At 71.7% G+C, this 15540-nt stretch carries 11 protein-coding genes; 3 read left to right on the top strand and 8 right to left on the bottom strand.

Annotated elements, in window-relative coordinates:
• Positions 1 to 19 precede the first annotated feature (19 nt).
• Both OG823_RS13290 and OG823_RS13285 read left to right on the top strand, forming a co-directional pair.
• Positions 20 to 1078 carry an ABC transporter ATP-binding protein gene (locus OG823_RS13290; protein WP_371479709.1) on the top strand — a complete coding sequence of 353 codons (1059 nt, stop codon included), beginning with the start codon at positions 20 to 22 and terminating at the stop codon, positions 1076 to 1078.
• Entirely contained in the window at positions 1071 to 2090 is a 1020-nt protein-coding gene (locus OG823_RS13285) for an ABC transporter ATP-binding protein (protein ID WP_371479708.1), read from the top strand. Before OG823_RS13290 ends, OG823_RS13285 begins: the two co-directional genes overlap by 8 nt.
• An 84-nt stretch (positions 2091 to 2174) precedes the next feature.
• On the opposite strand, the gene OG823_RS13280 is transcribed toward OG823_RS13285, so the two are convergent.
• The 8 genes from OG823_RS13280 to OG823_RS13245 form a co-directional block, all read right to left on the bottom strand.
• Positions 2175 to 3875 carry an ABC transporter family substrate-binding protein gene (locus OG823_RS13280; RefSeq protein WP_371479707.1) on the bottom strand — a complete coding sequence of 567 codons (1701 nt, stop codon included), beginning with the start codon at positions 3873 to 3875 and terminating at the stop codon, positions 2175 to 2177.
• 117 nt (positions 3876 to 3992) lie between these two features.
• Positions 3993 to 6125 (bottom strand): dipeptide ABC transporter ATP-binding protein, encoded by a 2133-nt coding sequence (locus tag OG823_RS13275; protein WP_371484462.1) that lies wholly within the window; start codon positions 6123 to 6125, stop codon positions 3993 to 3995.
• Positions 6126 to 6178: 53 nt separating this feature from the next.
• Positions 6179 to 7192, bottom strand: coding sequence for an ABC transporter permease (locus OG823_RS13270; RefSeq protein WP_371479705.1), 1014 nt, complete (start codon positions 7190 to 7192; stop codon positions 6179 to 6181).
• Positions 7193 to 7238: 46 nt separating this feature from the next.
• On the bottom strand, positions 7239 to 8216 hold the full coding sequence (locus tag OG823_RS13265) for an ABC transporter permease (RefSeq protein WP_371479704.1): 978 nt from the start codon (positions 8214 to 8216) through the stop codon (positions 7239 to 7241).
• Between the two features lie 548 nt (positions 8217 to 8764).
• Positions 8765 to 11011: a peptidoglycan binding domain-containing protein gene (locus OG823_RS13260; RefSeq protein ID WP_371479703.1), complete on the bottom strand. Its 2247-nt coding sequence runs from the start codon at positions 11009 to 11011 to the stop codon at positions 8765 to 8767.
• A gap of 333 nt (positions 11012 to 11344) precedes the next feature.
• Positions 11345 to 11809 (bottom strand): DUF6113 family protein, encoded by a 465-nt coding sequence (locus tag OG823_RS13255; RefSeq protein ID WP_371479702.1) that lies wholly within the window; start codon positions 11807 to 11809, stop codon positions 11345 to 11347.
• Complete coding sequence (gene mshB, locus OG823_RS13250; protein ID WP_371479701.1) at positions 11806 to 12744, bottom strand: N-acetyl-1-D-myo-inositol-2-amino-2-deoxy-alpha-D-glucopyranoside deacetylase; 939 nt, start codon at positions 12742 to 12744, stop codon at positions 11806 to 11808. Before mshB ends, OG823_RS13255 begins: the two co-directional genes overlap by 4 nt.
• A 65-nt stretch (positions 12745 to 12809) precedes the next feature.
• Positions 12810 to 13004, bottom strand: coding sequence for a DUF2304 domain-containing protein (locus OG823_RS13245; RefSeq protein WP_371479700.1), 195 nt, complete (start codon positions 13002 to 13004; stop codon positions 12810 to 12812).
• A 317-nt stretch (positions 13005 to 13321) separates the two neighbouring features.
• Between OG823_RS13245 and OG823_RS13240 the strand changes: the two genes are divergently transcribed.
• Positions 13322 to 15475, top strand: a complete 2154-nt coding sequence (locus OG823_RS13240; protein ID WP_371479699.1) for a prolyl oligopeptidase family serine peptidase — start codon at positions 13322 to 13324, stop codon at positions 15473 to 15475.
• Positions 15476 to 15540: the final 65 nt, after the last annotated feature.

Below are 15540 nucleotides of genomic sequence, written 5' to 3'. Positions count from 1 at the left end.
CCACACGAGAGGCGAGGCGATGAAGAAGGCAGTGGACGACAGGCCGCAGGCCGGGCCGGTCCGCCAGGACGGCGTCGGTGCGCCGCTGTTGGAGGTCGAGGACCTCCACGTGGAGTTCAGCACCCGGGAGGGTGTGGCCAAGGCGGTCAACGGGGTCAGCTACAGCGTGGCCGCGGGGGAGACCCTGGCGGTGCTGGGGGAGTCCGGCTCGGGCAAGTCGGTGACGGCGCAGGCCATCATGGGCATCCTGGACAGCCCGCCCGGGCGGGTGGCCGGCGGCCGGGTGCTCTACAAGGGCGAGGATCTCCTCACCATGCCCGAGGAGCGGCGCCGGACCATCCGGGGTCGGAAGATCGCGATGATCTTCCAGGACGCGCTCTCCGCGCTCAACCCGGTCTTCTCGGTGGGCTGGCAGCTCGGCGAGGTCTTCCGGGTGCACGAGGGACTGTCCAAGAAGGACGCCAGGGTGAAGGCCGTCGAGCTGATGGAGCGGGTCCGGATCCCGGCCGCGAAGCAGCGCGTGGGCGACTACCCGCACCAGTTCTCGGGCGGTATGCGCCAGCGCATCATGATCGCGATGGCCATCGCCCTGGAGCCGGATCTGATCATCGCGGACGAGCCCACCACCGCGCTGGACGTCACCGTCCAGGCGCAGGTGATGGACCTGCTCGCGGAGCTCCAGGCCGAGTTCAACATGGGCCTGATCCTGATCACCCACGACCTCGGCGTGGTCGCTGACGTCGCGGACAAGATCGCGGTGATGTACGCGGGCCGGATCGTCGAGACCGCGCCGGTGCACGAGCTGTACGCGAACCCGGCGCACCCGTACACCAAGGGCCTGCTCCGCTCGATCCCGCGCCTGGACCAGCGGGGGCAGGACCTCTACGCGATCAAGGGCCTGCCGCCGAACCTGCTGCACATTCCACCGGGCTGCGCCTTCAACCCCCGGTGCGACCAGGCCACGGACCTCTGCCGCGACGAGTCGCCCCGGCTGAGCCCGGTGCTCGATCCGGACGGCCGGGACCTTCCGGGCCGCCACAGCGCCTGCCACTTCTGGAAGGAGACCCTCCATGGCTGAGCCCATCCTGGAGGTCAGGGACCTGGTCAAGCACTACCCGCTGACCCAGGGCATCCTCTTCAAGAAGCACGTGGGCGCGGTCAAGGCGGTGGACGGGATCTCCTTCGACCTGCACCGGGGCGAGACGCTGGGCATCGTGGGGGAGTCGGGCTGCGGCAAGTCGACGCTGGCCAAGGTCCTGATGAACCTGGAGCGGGCGACCGCCGGCTCGGTGCTGTTCAAGGGCGAGGACATCTCCAAGCTCTCGGGCGCGGGGTTGAAGGCGGTGCGTCGCAACATCCAGATGGTGTTCCAGGACCCGTACACCTCGTTGAACCCCCGGATGACGGTGGGCGACATCATCGGGGAGCCGTACGAGATCCACCCGGAGGTGGCGCCGAAGGGCGACCGCCGCAAGGCGGTCCAGGATCTGCTGGACGTGGTGGGGCTGAATCCGGAGTACATCAACCGGTACCCGCACCAGTTCTCCGGTGGTCAGCGTCAGCGCATCGGCATCGCCCGGGGGTTGGCGCTGAAGCCGGAGGTGATCATCTGCGACGAGCCGGTCTCGGCGCTGGACGTCTCCGTGCAGGCGCAGGTGATCAACCTGCTGGAGCAGCTGCAGACCGAGCTCAACCTGTCGTACATGTTCATCGCGCACGACCTCTCCATCGTCCGGCACATCTCCGACCGGGTCGGCGTGATGTACCTCGGCAAGATGGTCGAGATCGGCACCGAGGAGCACATCTACTCCTTCCCGACCCACCCGTACACCCAGGCCCTGCTCTCCGCGGTGCCGGTGCCGGACCCGACCGGCCGTGAGGGCCGCGAGCGGATCCTGCTCAGCGGTGATCTGCCGTCGCCGGCCAACCCGCCCTCGGGCTGCCGCTTCCGCACCCGCTGCTGGAAGGCACAGGAGCGCTGCGCGACCGAGCAGCCGCTGCTCACGGTGCCGTCGCTGCTGGACGGCCCGGCCGCGCACGAGTCGGCCTGCCACTTCGCCGAGGTGCGGGACGTGGTGGGCGCGGGCTGAGGAGAGCACGGAAACGGCCGGGCGCCCGGAGGAATCTCCTCCGGGCGCCCGGCCGTTCACCGCGGGGCCGAGATCAGCGGAACGTCACTTCTGGAAGCCGACGTTCTCCCAGACAACGTCCGAGAGGCCCTCGGCACCGATGTTGGCCAGGTTCTTCTTGGCGCCGAAGATGGCCGGGCGCTGGTACAGCGGGATGTTGCCCGCGACCTTCCACAGCTCCTCGTCGGCCTTGTTGATCTGCTGGAACTCGGTGGTCACGTCGGTCGCCGAGGCGGCCTTGTCCATCGCGGCGTCGGCCTCGGCGCTGCCGACCTGCGAGTAGTTGGAGCCGCCGGTGGCACCGAAGTTGGCCTTCGAGCCGGAGGCCGGGAACGGCGTGCCGAGCAGCGCGTAGACCGTCATGTCGAAGTCGAACTTGTAGATGTACTTGTCGAAGAACTCGTTCGACGGGGCGGTGAAGGTGGTGATCTTCACGCCGACGTTCTTGAGCATCTCGGTCATCATCGACGACTCGTTCTGGGCCACCGTGACACCGGCCGGGATGACCAGCTTGAGGTTGAGCTCCTTGCCGTCCTTCTTGCGGACGTCACCGTCGAGCTTCCAGCCGGCCGCGTCCAGCTTCTTCTTCGCGGCCTCGGGGTCGAACTTGCTGAGACCGTTCGAGTTGTCCTTGTAGCCGTTCTGGTTGGCGACCAGCAGGCGGTTGTTGAGCGCGCTGGCCGGCCAGTTGAGGCCGTTCAGGTCGGCCTTGGCGATGGTGTCGCGGTCGATCGCCTGGAAGATGGCCTGGCGCACGTTGGCGTCGGTGAGCAGCGGGCTCTTGCCGTTCAGCTGCACGTGGCGGAAGTTCGGGCCGCCCGCCTCGCGGACCGCGCCGTCCGCGGTGCCCTGGATGGCCTTGAAGCCGGCCGGGTCCGGGCCGTTGTTGTAGAAGTCGACCTCGCCGTTGGCGAAGGCCTTCGGCATCGCCGAGGTGTCCATGGCCTTGTAGACGACCTTGTCCAGGATCGGCTTGTCGCCCCACCAGTTGGGGTCGGCCACCACGGTGACGGTCTGCGCGGTCTTGTCGAAGCTGCCGAACTTGAACGGGCCGGCGGTGACCGGGATCGCGTCCACGTACGAGGTGTTGAACTTGTCCGCGGTGTCCAGCTGGCTGCCCGGGAACAGCGGCGCGTTGGCGACCGAGTTGAACATGCCCTGCCACTCCGAGAACGGGGTGGAGAAGGTCATGATCGCCTGGTAGTCGTCGGCACCCTTGACGACGCTCTCGACCAGCTCGAAGCCCGTGGTGCTGGCGGGCTTGAAGTTGGTGTCCTTGCCGTTCTGGGCCTTCCAGTTGAGCTCGATGTCCTTCCAGGTGATCGGCGTGCCGTCCGACCACTTGGCCTTGGGGTTCAGCGTCCAGGTGACGACCTGCTTGCCGTCCTTGGTCTCGGCCTTGGCGTCCACCAGGTAGGCCGGGTTCGGCTTCTGGGTGCCACCGGCGTCCGAGCGCCACAGGGTCGGCATCAGGGCCTTGGCGACCTGGACGGTCGAGTCCTCGTTGCCGTCCGCCTCCAGCGGGTTCCACTGGCTGGAGAACTGGTCGATCGCGTAGGTCATCGTGCCACCCTGCTTGAGGGCGGAGCGGTCCTGCGCGTTGACGTCGATCGCGGTGATCTTCGGAGCCTCGGTCGCCTTGGCGCTGGAGTCCGCGCTGCCGCCGCTGGAGCCGCAGGCGCTGAGGGTGAGGGAGCCGACCGCGACGGTGGCGACCAGGGCGAGCGGAATTCTGCTGTGCTTCAAGGGGGTCCCCCTGTGGATGGCGGATTGGTGAGGGTGGTGCGGTGGTGCGGCTGATGCGGGTGGTGCGAGGGCCGCCGGCGCCCGGTACGGAGCCGCCGGGGCGGGTTCGGGTGGCGGCTAGACGACCTCCAGGGCCGCCGCGTAGTGGCAGGCCGCCACGTGGTCCTCGCCGAGCGTGCGCTCGGCCGGATCCTCGTCCCGGCAGCGCTGCTGCTCGGCCTCGTCGAGCGCGAGGTACTTCGGGCAGCGGTTGCGGAACCGGCAGCCGCTCGGCACGTCGGCCGGGCTGGGCAGGTCGCCGGTGAGCATGATCCGGGTGCGCTCCCGCTCCTTGCGCGGGTCGGGCAGCGGCACGGCGGACAGCAGGGCCTGCGTGTAGGGGTGCGAGGGAGCCGCGAACAGGTTCTCGGTGGCGCCGAGTTCGACGATCCGGCCGAGGTACATCACCGCGATCCGGTCGGCGATGTGCCGTACCACGGAGAGGTCGTGCGCGACGAACAGGTAGCTGAGGCCGAGCCGGCTCTTGAGCTCGTCCAGCAGGTTCAGCACACCGGCCTGGATGGAGACGTCCAGGGCGGAGACCGGCTCGTCCAGGATGACCAGCTTGGGCTCCAGGGCGAGCGCGCGGGCGATCGAGATGCGCTGGCGCTGGCCGCCGGAGAACTCGGCGGGGTAGCGGTCCGCGTGGTCGGGGTCGAGGCCGACCATCTCCAGCAGCTCGGGGACGCGGGCGGCGATCCGCTCCTTGGCCCAACCGTGCGTCTTCAGCGGCTCGGCCAGGATGTCGCCGATCGGCATCCGGGCGTCCAGGGCGGCCATCGGGTCCTGGAAGACGATCTGCATGTCCCGGCGCAGGGCCTTGCGGTCGGCCCGGCGCAGCCCGCGGATGTCCTTGCCGAACACCGTGACGGTGCCGGCCTGCCCGCTGGGCAGGTCGAGGATCTCCAGCAGGGTGGTGGTCTTCCCGCAGCCGGACTCGCCGACCAGACCGAGCGTCTCGCCCTCGCGGATGTCCAGCGTGATGCCGTCCACCGCCCGGACGGTGCCGATCTTGCGCTTGACGATCGCGCCCTTGGTGAGCGGGAAGTGCTTGGTGAGGTTGGTCAGTTCGAGCACGGCCGGTCGCTCGGCGCGCGGCAGCCGGGCGGTCGCGGTGACCGGCGCGAGCTCCGGCAGCGGGTAGATGCCGGCCGGGTCGAGCTCGCCGGCCAGCTCGGCGCTGCGGTGGCAGGCGGTCGGGTGCCCGACACCGTCGCGGACGGTCAGCTCCGGCTCGCTCTCCCGGCAGATCTCGATCGCGATCGGGCAGCGGGCGGCGAAGGGGCAGCCAGGGCCGAGCTCGACCATCGAGGGCGGGTTGCCGTCGATCGGGGTCAGTGCCTGGCGATCGGTGTCGTCCAGGCGCGGGATCGAGCCGAGCAGGCCGATGGTGTACGGCATCCGGGGGGTGTAGTACACCTCGTCCACGGTGCCGGCCTCGACCGGCCGCCCGGCGTACATCACCTGGACGCGGTCGGCGAAGCCGGCGATCACCCCGAGGTCGTGGGTGATCATGACGATCGCCGCGCCGGTGACCTCCTGGGCCTTCTTCAGCACCTCCAGGACCTGGGCCTGGATGGTGACGTCGAGGGCGGTGGTGGGCTCGTCGGCGATGATCACCTTGGGGTCGTTGGCGATCGCCATCGCGATCACCGCACGCTGGCGCATGCCGCCGGAGAACTCGTGCGGGAAGTTGTCCACCCGGCGCTTCGGGTCGGGGATGCCGACGACGTTCAGCAGCTCGATCGCCCGCTCGCGGGCCTGCTGCCTGCTCATCTTCTGGTGGATCTGCAGCGCCTCGACGATCTGGGTACCGACGCTGTACACCGGGGTCAGGGCGGAGAGCGGGTCCTGGAAGACCATCCCGATCTCCTTGCCGCGGATCTCGGACAGCTGGTTGTCGTTCAGTCCGAGCAGCTCGCGCCCGGCCAGCCTGATCGAGCCGGTGACCCGCGCGGAGTCCGGCAGCAGGCCGAGCACGGCCATCGAGGAGACCGACTTGCCGGAGCCGGACTCGCCCACGATGCCGAGCACCTCGCCCGGCCGGACGGCGTACGAGACACCGCGCACCGCGCGCACCGGGCCGGCCTCGCTGGGGAAGGCCACCCGGAGGTCGGTCACCTCCAGAACGGGCTGCTCCTGCACGGGCTTCGACGTGTCCAGCCGGGTGTCGCTCACCGGTCGGATCCCTTCCTCGGTACGGGTGCTCATCGCCGGGGTGCCGGCTGTCGGGCTGCTGCTTCCGGTGGTGGCCAGGGGTTCGGTCATGACGGGTTCAGCACCTCGGAGGCCTTGCCGGGGGCGCCGGCGAGCGAGAGGTCCGCGTGCTGGTCCATCTCCTTGGCCCACTTGGCCTTCGCGTTGGCCGAGTTCGGGTCCAGCGCGTCACGCAGGCCGTCACCGATGAAGGAGACCGCGAGGCCGATCAGGACCAGGAAGGCGGCGGGGAAGAAGAACAGCCACGGGTACGTGGTGGCGTTGCTCTCGTTCGCGGAGATCACGGTGCCCAGCGAGACGTCGGGCGCCTGGATGCCGAAGCCGAAGTACGACAGCGTGGACTCGAAGACCACCGCCGCGCCGACCTGGATCACCGAGTCGATGATCAGCAGCGAGGCCATGTTCGGCACGATGTGCCGGAAGATGATGACCGGGCCGGGCACGCCCATGTACTTGGCGGCCTTGACGAACTCGCGGTCCTTGAGGGTCAGCGTCATGCTGCGGACCACCCGACCGGTGATCATCCAGCTGAAGATCGAGATCAGCAGGACGAAGATCAGCCAGCCCGAGGTGCGGAACAGCGGGGAGAGCACCGCGAGGATCAGGAAGCTGGGCATGACCAGCAGCAGGTCGACGAGCCACATCAGCGAGCGGTCCGTCCAGCCGCCGAAGTAGGCGGAGAACGCGCCGGCGGTGGCGGCCATCAGGGTGGCCAGCACGCCCACCAGCAGGCCGATCACCAGGGACTTCTGCAGCCCGCGCATGGTCAGGGCGAAGAGGTCCTGGCCGCTCTGGGTGGTGCCGAACCAGTGGCCCGAGGTGGGTGGGGAGGTGAAGGCGAGGTAGTCGTGCTGCTCGTAGGTCCACTTGTTGAACAGCGGCCCGAGGTAGGCGGCCAGGAACAGCAGGACCAGGACCGCCAGGCCGACCAGCGCGAGCCGGTTGCGGACGAAGCGGCGCATGGTCAGCCGGGAGCGGCTGCTGCGGGCCTTGGCGGGTGCCGGGGCGGCGGCCCCGCCGTCGGTGGTGCCGGTGGTGCCGGGTGTGGTCTGGGTGCTCATCGCGGTTGCTCCTGTGACAGCGGGATCGTCGGCCGGGTGCGCGGGGTCAGGTCCGTACGCGCGGGTCGAGTGCCGCGTACAACAGGTCGGAGAGCAGGCCGGCGATCAGCACCACGATGGCGGTGAACAGGCCCACCGCGGCGACCGAGTTGATGTCGTTGCGGGTGATGGAGCTGACCAGCCACTCACCCATGCCGTGCCAGCCGAAGGTCTTCTCGGTGATCGTGGCGCCGGTGAAGAGCAGCACGATGTTGTAGACCAGCAACGGAACCACCGGCAGGACGGCCGTCCGCAGGCCGTGCTTGACCAGGGCCTGGCGCCGGCGCAGGCCCTTGGCCCGGGCGGTGCGCAGGAAGTCGCTGCCGAGCACGTCCAGCATGGTGCTGCGCTGGTAGCGGCTGTAGAGCGCGACCTGCAGCAGGACCAGCGTGATCATCGGCAGCAGGATGTGCTGACCGCGGTTGACCAGCGCGTCGAAGCCCCACTGGCCGGAGTACTGGGAGTCGTACTCCCCGGTCACCTTGATCAGTTGCGAGCCGTCGTTGAGTTTGGTCGCGCCGAACTGCAGCGCGCTGCCCAGTACGAACACCGGCGTGGCCAGGATCAGAAACGACAGGATGGTGGTGATCCGGTCGAAGGCCCGGTACTGCTTGATGGCGCCGAGCGCGCCGAGCGCGACACCACCGACCGATCCCAGCAGGGTGGCGATCAGCAGCAGCCGGGTGGAGACGCCGACCCGGCGGCCGAAGTCGTCGTTGACCGAGCTGTTGTCGATGGTCCTGCCGAGATCGCCGTGGGCGACACCGTTGGCCCAGGTCGCGAACCGCTCCACGATGGGCGTGTCCGGATTCTGGTTGATGTCGTCGAGCGACTTGGTGATGGTGGCGATGGGGACGGCCGGGTTGCGGCCCTCGAACTTCGCCTTCGGGTTCAGGCTCAGACCGGCCAGGAAATACGTGAGGGATGCGGCAACGATGACCAGGACCAGATAATTGGCCAGCTTGCGCAGCATGTAGCGACCCAAGGCGCTTCTTCTCCCTCGTGCGGTCCGGTCGGGTACGGCCCGAGTGGTCCGGACGGTGTGTCGGGGAGCTCGGGAGCCGGTCGGCCGGGCGGAAAACATCTCGCCGCTGTGGAACGGCCTCGGTGCCACATCTTGCTGACCATGAGGAGGCTTGTCGACCAGCGCTGAATCAAGGCTTGGTAACGCAGGCGCCAATGCTGTTGTTTCCGGTTGCCTTTGACCATGGGTTCTTCGGCGAAAAGCGCAGGCGGCAGGCGGTTTTTCAGGCAGCGGGCGGGTTGCGTGCCAACGTTCTTCGGTGGCAAGCGAGTTCATCGCAAATGTCCAGTTATGCACCGCCATTGGCGAGTATTCGCCAGCTGCGCGACCCCCGCGGACGGTCGGAGGAGCCTTCGGTGGCGATCTTCTGACGCGGCGTCATCGTCCGATGAGCGGACGCCTCCGGCCGCTGGGCGGACGGTGCGGCGCCGCCCGACGCCGGGAGGCCGGAGCCGCGAATCGGCTCCGGCCTCCCGGTGGTGCCGCGCCGGCCGGCGCGGCGGGTGGTGTCAGGTGAGCGGGAACTTGAACGTCCGGTCCTTGTCGCCGCTGCCGTCCAGGACCGAGGCGATGCCGGCCTCGACGTCCTTCACGGTGATCGGCACCAGGGCGCCGTTCTGGCGGAACTTCATCTTGTCGAAGGCTCCGGCCAGCTTGGCGGTGAGCTGCTGGTCGTCCCACTTCAGGACGATCTTCCCGGTCGCGTCGGGGGCGAGCGTGAGGGCCACGGCGGCCGTGGCCTTCCCGAACTCGAACTTCTTGACGCCCGCCGACACGTGCACGTTGCCGTTCAGCACGGACTTGCCCAGGCTGTCCGCCGCGGCCTGCAGGGCCTGCGGCGACACCTTCGGCTGCGCGGCCGCGACCGGCAGGGTGACCAGCGACTCCGGCTTCCCGGCGGCACGGTCCCGGTAGGCCTGCTCGACCAGGTCCACCGCGGCGGCGGAGTCCACCGCCTGGCCGGCCTTGCCCGGAACCACGACGATGTCGCCGTTCTCGGTGAACTTGACGTAGCCCTCCTGCAGGCCCTGACCGGAGCCGGTGGCCAGGGCGTCGAGGGCGGCCCTGAGCTTGGCGCGGTCGACCTTCACCTGCGGCGGCACGGCCTTGTCGCCGCCCTTCAGCGAGGTGATCACGTCGACCGGGTTGTAGCTGTGCCGGGTCAGGTCGTCCACCGTGCCGGTGGTGTCGAAGCTGAGGCCGGCCGCGGTCGGGTCGAGGGCGACCGCCTGGTCGCCGATCTTCAGCTTGACCGGCTGCTGGCCGGCCTTGCCGACGGTGTCGTCGAGCTGGTGGATCGCCTGGTCACGGCTACTGCCGCCGATGCCCGTGCCGAGCACCACGGTGCCCTTGGGGATGTCCGACTGGTTGAGCATCAGTCCGGTGCCGTACGCGGCGGCGCCGGCGAACAGCAGCAGGACGGCGCCGTACACGGCCAGCTTGGCGCCTCGGCCGCGCCGCTTGGGAGCGGCCGCCCTGGGGGCCGGCGGTTCGGAGGCGGGCTCCGCGGCGGAGGGGGCGGCCGGGGCCGGCGGCTCGGCCGGTGAACCGGTCTTCGGGCGCGCCGGGCCGGTCGCGAACGGATCCCCGGGGGCGAAGGGGTCGGTGCCCGCGCCGGGCTGCTGGGCGGCGAACGGGTCGGCGCCCTGACCGGGGGAGCCGGGGAACCGGCCACCGGCGGCGGCCGGGGAGAACGGGTCCTGCTGGCCACCGGTCCGCTGGGGGGCGAAGGGGTCGGCGCCCTGGCCGGGCTGCTGCGCGGCGAAGGGGTCGGCGCCCTGGCCGGGCTGCGCGGCGAACGGAGCGGTGCGGGCCAGGCCGGGTATGGCGGCGGTCGCCGGGCCCTCGTCCCTGATCGGCTCGAAGCCACCGATCTCGGTGTCCTCCGGCCGGACGGGGCCGGCGCCCGGGCGGCCGCCGTTCCGGGCGGCGCCGTTGTGAGGAGCGCCGTTCTGCGGGCGGGGACGGGAGGGCAGCGAAGCGCCGGCGTCCGGACCGAGGGCCTCGGCGGCGAACGGGTCGGCGGCGAACGGGTCGTTCGCGAACGGGCCGGCGGGCAGGCCGTCGTCGAAGGCCGCCGAGGCGGCCGGGCCCTCGGGCTCCACCGGGGCGCCGAACGGCGAGGCGGGCGCACCGGTGGGGCGCGGTCCCGGGGTGGGCCTGGGCCCGTTCTGGCGGTTCGGCTCCGCACGGGCGGCGGCCGGCCGGGCCTCGGCCGACCGGTTCGCCGACGGCCGGGCGGAGGGCGTCGAGGGCGCGCCGGCGGGCACCGGGGACGGGGCGGGATCCGCGCCCTTGCGCTGGCGCGGCCGGAACCACTCGCCGGTCGACTCGGCCTCCGACTGACCGCCGGGCTCGCCGGTCTGCCACTCGGGCGGGAGGTTCGGCGGGGTCGCCGTCCGGGCGCTGCCGTCCATCACCCCGAGCACGGGGGAGGAGGGCGCCGCCGAGCGGTGCCGGGGGCCGGGCGGCTCGGCGGCCGCCGGGCGTTCGGCCGCCGGCTCCTCGTTCTTGACGGCGCTGCGGACCACCACGGGCGGGATCGGGCGCGAGCCGGGGATGTTGATCCGGACCCTCGTGGTCAGCGTGGTCTCGGTCTTCGGGACGTCGTCGCCCTCGGCGGGTGCGGCCCCCGGATCGGACTGGGCGTCGTCGGGGATGCCCGGGGTGCCGTACGGCGGCGTGCCGGACGGGTAGGCGTCCGGACCCGTACGCCTGGGCGTCGGGTACGCGTTGTCAGATTCGCGGCTGCTCAATGCTGCTCTGCTCCGGGTTCGCGGTTGCTGCCGTGGGGCGCGACCGCGGGTTGTGGGGTGCCCGTCCGGCCGGGCGGCGCGTGCCGCCGAGCAGTGGACCGGGACAACGTCCCCTCCGACACCAGCTTCTTTCGTCTTGGCTGATTCTCTCCGGCCGGCCCCGCCCGGCAGTGGTCGGGGGCGGCTTGTTGCGGCACCACCATACTGGGAAGAACAGAGAGCCGAACTGGATCGGAATGAACCTGATACGTCCGGTTCCTCCGGTATGAGACTACGTTCGCGCGCTCCTGACTGCTCGTCGTACCGCTCTGCGGACGCGCGGTCACCCGCGGCTCACCGGCGCGGGCCGGGCGCCCCGAAGAGATAGCTCGTCGCGGTCGGCAGGGTGGCGCAGATCACGCCGAGAATCGAGCCGACGAACAGGAACGCGTACGAGGAGGCGCTCGGCCAGAGCACGGTGTCCCCCTCCGGGCGCGGCACCATCAGCACGATCAGGACGAGGAACCAGCCCGCCACCGGAGCACCCGCGCCCAGTTTGGTCCCGGTCACCCGCAGCCCGGCGTAGAACACCGCGGCGGTGGCGGCCAGCGCCAGCAACAGCCCGGCCGGCGTCCACAGGGTCTGCACGAAGGAACCACAGAGCGACACCAGGCCGCCCAGCACGAACAGCACGACGTACGCGACGATCCGGCCGGTCCGTGGCGGCCGGGGTTCGGCCAGCCGCTCGGCGCGGGTGCCGAGCACCCGGGCGGGCAGCGAGCGGCGGGTGGCGGCGGGGGCCGGTGCGCGGTCGGTCATCGGTCGCTCTCCTCGGTGGCGGCGGCCCGGTCGGCGGCGGCGTTGTCGGCGGGGTCGTCCGTGCCCAGGCCCGCGAAGAGGTCGCGCTCCGGCTGCCCGGGCCCGCGCTCCCCGCGCACCAGCTGGTAGTACTCGGTCGCCACCAGCGGCTGGCCGAGGTCGTTGCTGAGCGCGAAGAACGCCCCGTCCACCGTGATCTGGGTGGCGTGAGCGGCCATCGCGGCGGCCTTGCGGCCCGCGTACTCCCGGCCGTCCAGCACGGTGGTGACCAGCTCGTCGGCCACCACCCCGGGCACGTCCGAGACCGCGGCGACGCCGGGGAAGGACGCCTTGGCGGCCGTCTCGCGCAGGCCCTCCTCGATCACCGACCGGGGCATCCGGTTCCAGTAGACCTTGGCGATCCGCCAGGCCGGCCCGAGGTCGGGCCGGAACGCCGGATCGGCGGCCAGCTCGTGGGCGCGCATCGCGACCCGGTGCGCCTGGATGTGGTCGGGGTGGCCGTAGCCGCCCTGCTCGTCGTAGGTGACCAGCACCTGCGGACGGACCTCGCGGACCACCGCCACCAGGTGACCGGCGGCCTCGTCGAGGTCCGCCCGCCAGAAGCAGCCGGGCACCTCGTTGTCGGGCACGCCCATCATCCCGGAGTCGCGGTAGCGCCCCGGGCCGCCCAGGAAGCGGAAGTCGGCGACACCGGCCTCACGCATCGCGTGGGCCAGCTCGCCGATCCGGTGGGGGCCGAGGCGGTCCTCCCGCTCCGCCGTCAGATGGGCGAGGCCGGGCGGGATCACCTCGCCGCCCTCGCCGAGGGTGCAGGTCACCAGGGTGACCGAGACACCCTCGGCGGCGTAGCGGGCCATCGTCGCGCCGTTGCCGATCGACTCGTCGTCGGGATGGGCGTGCACCAGGAGCAGGCGGCGGCCGGGATTCGCGGTCATGGGGAGCAGCCTAACGACCGCGCCCCCCGGCGCCGGGCCGGGCACCGGGCGCCGCCGGACACGGCCTAGAGCTTCAGGCCGTTGATCATCCCGGCGAGGTTGCTGGTGACCTCGCTGATCGAGGGCGCGATGGAACTCGACGCCAGGTAGAAGCCCAGCAGCGCGCAGATGATCGCGTGTGCCGGCTTCAGGCTGGACCGGCGGATCAGCACCACCACGATGACCAGCGTCAGCATGACGGCGGAGACGGACAAAGCCATGACGGCTCACACCCCTTCTCGGGTGCGCCGCGCCTCGGGGAGAGGGCGGCGGTCGGGACCGTGCGGGACAAGCGGTCGAGCGGGCCGGGCCCGGGACGGGGCCCGACGATCACTCGCTGGATCAGTCATACCCGACGGGTGAGCCCCGCATTACGCACGGTGAGACGACACGCCCCGCGGTCCGGGACCGTCGACCGGGCGCCCGGGCCGGTGGGAGGGGGTGCCGGGGCCTTCAGGGGGTTCTCGGCACCGATGCTCCGAACGAGTGATCACGATGAGCCGGGCGGCGGCGCCGGGAGGTCGTAGGGTCTGGTGCCATGACCTCCGATACCCCTGCGGACACCTTCCCCCGGCAGTACGCGCGGACCCTGCGCTACACGGTCGGGGCGCCCCGGTCCTTCTCCGTCGCACCCGACGGCTCCCGGGTCGCCTTCCTGCGCTCCCGCTCGGGCGGCGACCGCGCGAACCTGCTCTGGGCCCTCGACACCGCCACCGGCCGCGAGCGGATCGTCGCCGACCCGCTCGCCCTGCTCGGCGGCGGCGAGGAGGACCTCTCCCCGGCCGAGCGGGCCCGGCGCGAGCGCAGCCGGGAGGGCTCGGCCGGCATCGTCGGCTACGCGCTCGACGGCGCCGCCCGGCTCGCGGCCTTCGCCCTCTCCGGGCGGCTGTTCGTCACGGACCTCCGCACCGGCGGCGCCCGGGAGCTGCCCGCGCAGGGCCCGCTGCTCGACCCCCGCCCCTCCCCGGACGGCGTCTACGTCGCGTACGCCACCACCGGCGGCGAACTGCGCCTGACGCGCACCGACGGCAGCGCCGACTGGGCCTTCGCGGAGCCCGACGGCCCCGGGCTCACCTGGGGCCAGGCCGAGTTCATCGCGCAGGAGGAGATGGACCGCGACCGCGGCTTCTGGTGGTCGCCCGACAGCGACCGGCTGCTGGCCGAGCGGGCCGACGACGGGCCGGTGCGGCGCTGGTGGATCGCCGACCCCGCCAACCCGGAGCGCGAGCCCGCCGAGGTCGCCTACCCGGCGGCCGGCACCGCCAACGCCGAGGTCGGGCTCTGGGTGCTCGGCCTGGACGGCACCCGGGCCGAGATCCGCTGGGACGCCGAGGCCTTCCCCTACCTGGCGCGGGTGCACTGGTCGGCCGGCGGCCCGCCGCTGCTGCTGGTCCAGTCCCGGGACCAGCGCGGCCAGCAGGTGCTCGCCGTGGACGTCGAGACCGGCGCCACCACCGTGCTGCACGCCGAGCAGGACGACGCCTGGCTGGAGGTCTTCCCCGGCGTGCCGGCCTGGACGCCGGACGGGAAGCTGGTGCGGATCTCCGACGAGAGCGGGAGCCGGGCGCTGGTCGTCGGCGACCACCCCGTCACCGGCGCCGACCTGCACCTGCGCTCGGTCCTCGCGGTCACCGAGGGCGAGGTGTTCTTCACCGCCTCCGGCGGCGCCGCCGAGACCGATCCCGAGCCCGGCTGGATCGCCGTCGGCCGGATCTCGCACGACGGCAAGCGGCTCTCCTGGGAGTCCGCCAACGGCGAGCCGTTCACCTCCGTCAGCAGCGCGGTGCACGCCGGGGGCGTCACCGTCCGCGCGACCTCTGAGCACGGCCGTCCCGGCGCGCTGGTCCAGGTCGGCCGGGATCTGCCCGAGGGCGTCGTGGTGGACGAGATCGCCGTCGTCGAGTCGTACGCCGAGACCCCGGTGATCACCGCCCGTCCGGTGTTCCGCTTCGCCGGCGAGCGCCGCATCCCCAGCGCGGTCTTCCTGCCCACCGGCTACGACCGCGAACGGGACGGCCTGCTGCCCGTCCTGATGGACCCGTACGGCGGGCCGCACGGCCAGCGCGTCGTGCAGGCGCACAACCCGCACCTGACCTCCCAGTGGTTCGCCGACCAGGGGTTCGCGGTGGTCGTCGCGGACGGCCGGGGCACTCCCGGACGCGGCCCGGCCTGGGAGAAGTCGATCGCCTTCGACTTCGCCGGCGCCACCCTGGACGACCAGGTGGACGCCCTGCGGGCGCTCGCCGGGGAGTTCCCGCTCGACCTCGGCCGGGTCGCGATCCGCGGCTGGTCCTACGGCGGCTACCTGGCCGCACTCGCGGTGCTGCGCCGCCCGGACGTCTTCCACGCGGCCGTCGCCGGCGCACCCGTCACGGACTGGGAGCTGTACGACACCCACTACACCGAGCGCTACCTCGGGCACCCGGCCGAGCGGCCGGAGGTCTACGCCGCCAACTCGCTGACGGGCTACGCGGCGGGCCTGGAGCGGCCGCTGATGATCATCCACGGACTGGCGGACGACAACGTGGTGGCCGCCCACACCCTGCGGCTCTCCTCCGCGCTGCTCGCGGCGGGCCGTCCGCACACCGTGCTGCCGCTCTCCGGGGTCACCCACATGACACCGCAGGAGGAGGTCGCGGAGAACCTGCTGCTGCTCCAGGTCGACTTCGTCCGCAAGGCGCTCGCGGGCTGAGCGGGCGGTTGCGGCCGGCGCCCCGCGCGGTGGGGCGCCGGCCGCGACCGTGACATCCGTCATGC

Source organism: Kitasatospora sp. NBC_00315, from assembly GCF_041435095.1.
Lineage (GTDB): Bacteria > Actinomycetota > Actinomycetes > Streptomycetales > Streptomycetaceae > Kitasatospora.
The sequence above is the reverse complement of the archived record's forward strand: the minus strand, read 5'-3'. Positions and strand labels throughout refer to the sequence as shown.

What these genes read in the sequence shown, in the direction of transcription:
- OG823_RS13290 (WP_371479709.1), top strand. Translation starts at nt 20, where the DNA reads ATGAAGAAGGCAGTGGACGACAGGCCGCAGGCCGGGCCGGTCCGCCAG.
- OG823_RS13285 (WP_371479708.1), top strand. Translation starts at nt 1,071, where the DNA reads ATGGCTGAGCCCATCCTGGAGGTCAGGGACCTGGTCAAGCACTACCCG.
- OG823_RS13275 (WP_371484462.1), bottom strand. Translation starts at nt 6,125, where the DNA reads ATGAGCACCCGTACCGAGGAAGGGATCCGACCGGTGAGCGACACCCGG.
- OG823_RS13270 (WP_371479705.1), bottom strand. Translation starts at nt 7,192, where the DNA reads ATGAGCACCCAGACCACACCCGGCACCACCGGCACCACCGACGGCGGG.
- OG823_RS13255 (WP_371479702.1), bottom strand. Translation starts at nt 11,809, where the DNA reads ATGACCGACCGCGCACCGGCCCCCGCCGCCACCCGCCGCTCGCTGCCC.
- mshB (WP_371479701.1), bottom strand. Translation starts at nt 12,744, where the DNA reads ATGACCGCGAATCCCGGCCGCCGCCTGCTCCTGGTGCACGCCCATCCC.
- OG823_RS13245 (WP_371479700.1), bottom strand. Translation starts at nt 13,004, where the DNA reads ATGGCTTTGTCCGTCTCCGCCGTCATGCTGACGCTGGTCATCGTGGTG.
- OG823_RS13240 (WP_371479699.1), top strand. Translation starts at nt 13,322, where the DNA reads ATGACCTCCGATACCCCTGCGGACACCTTCCCCCGGCAGTACGCGCGG.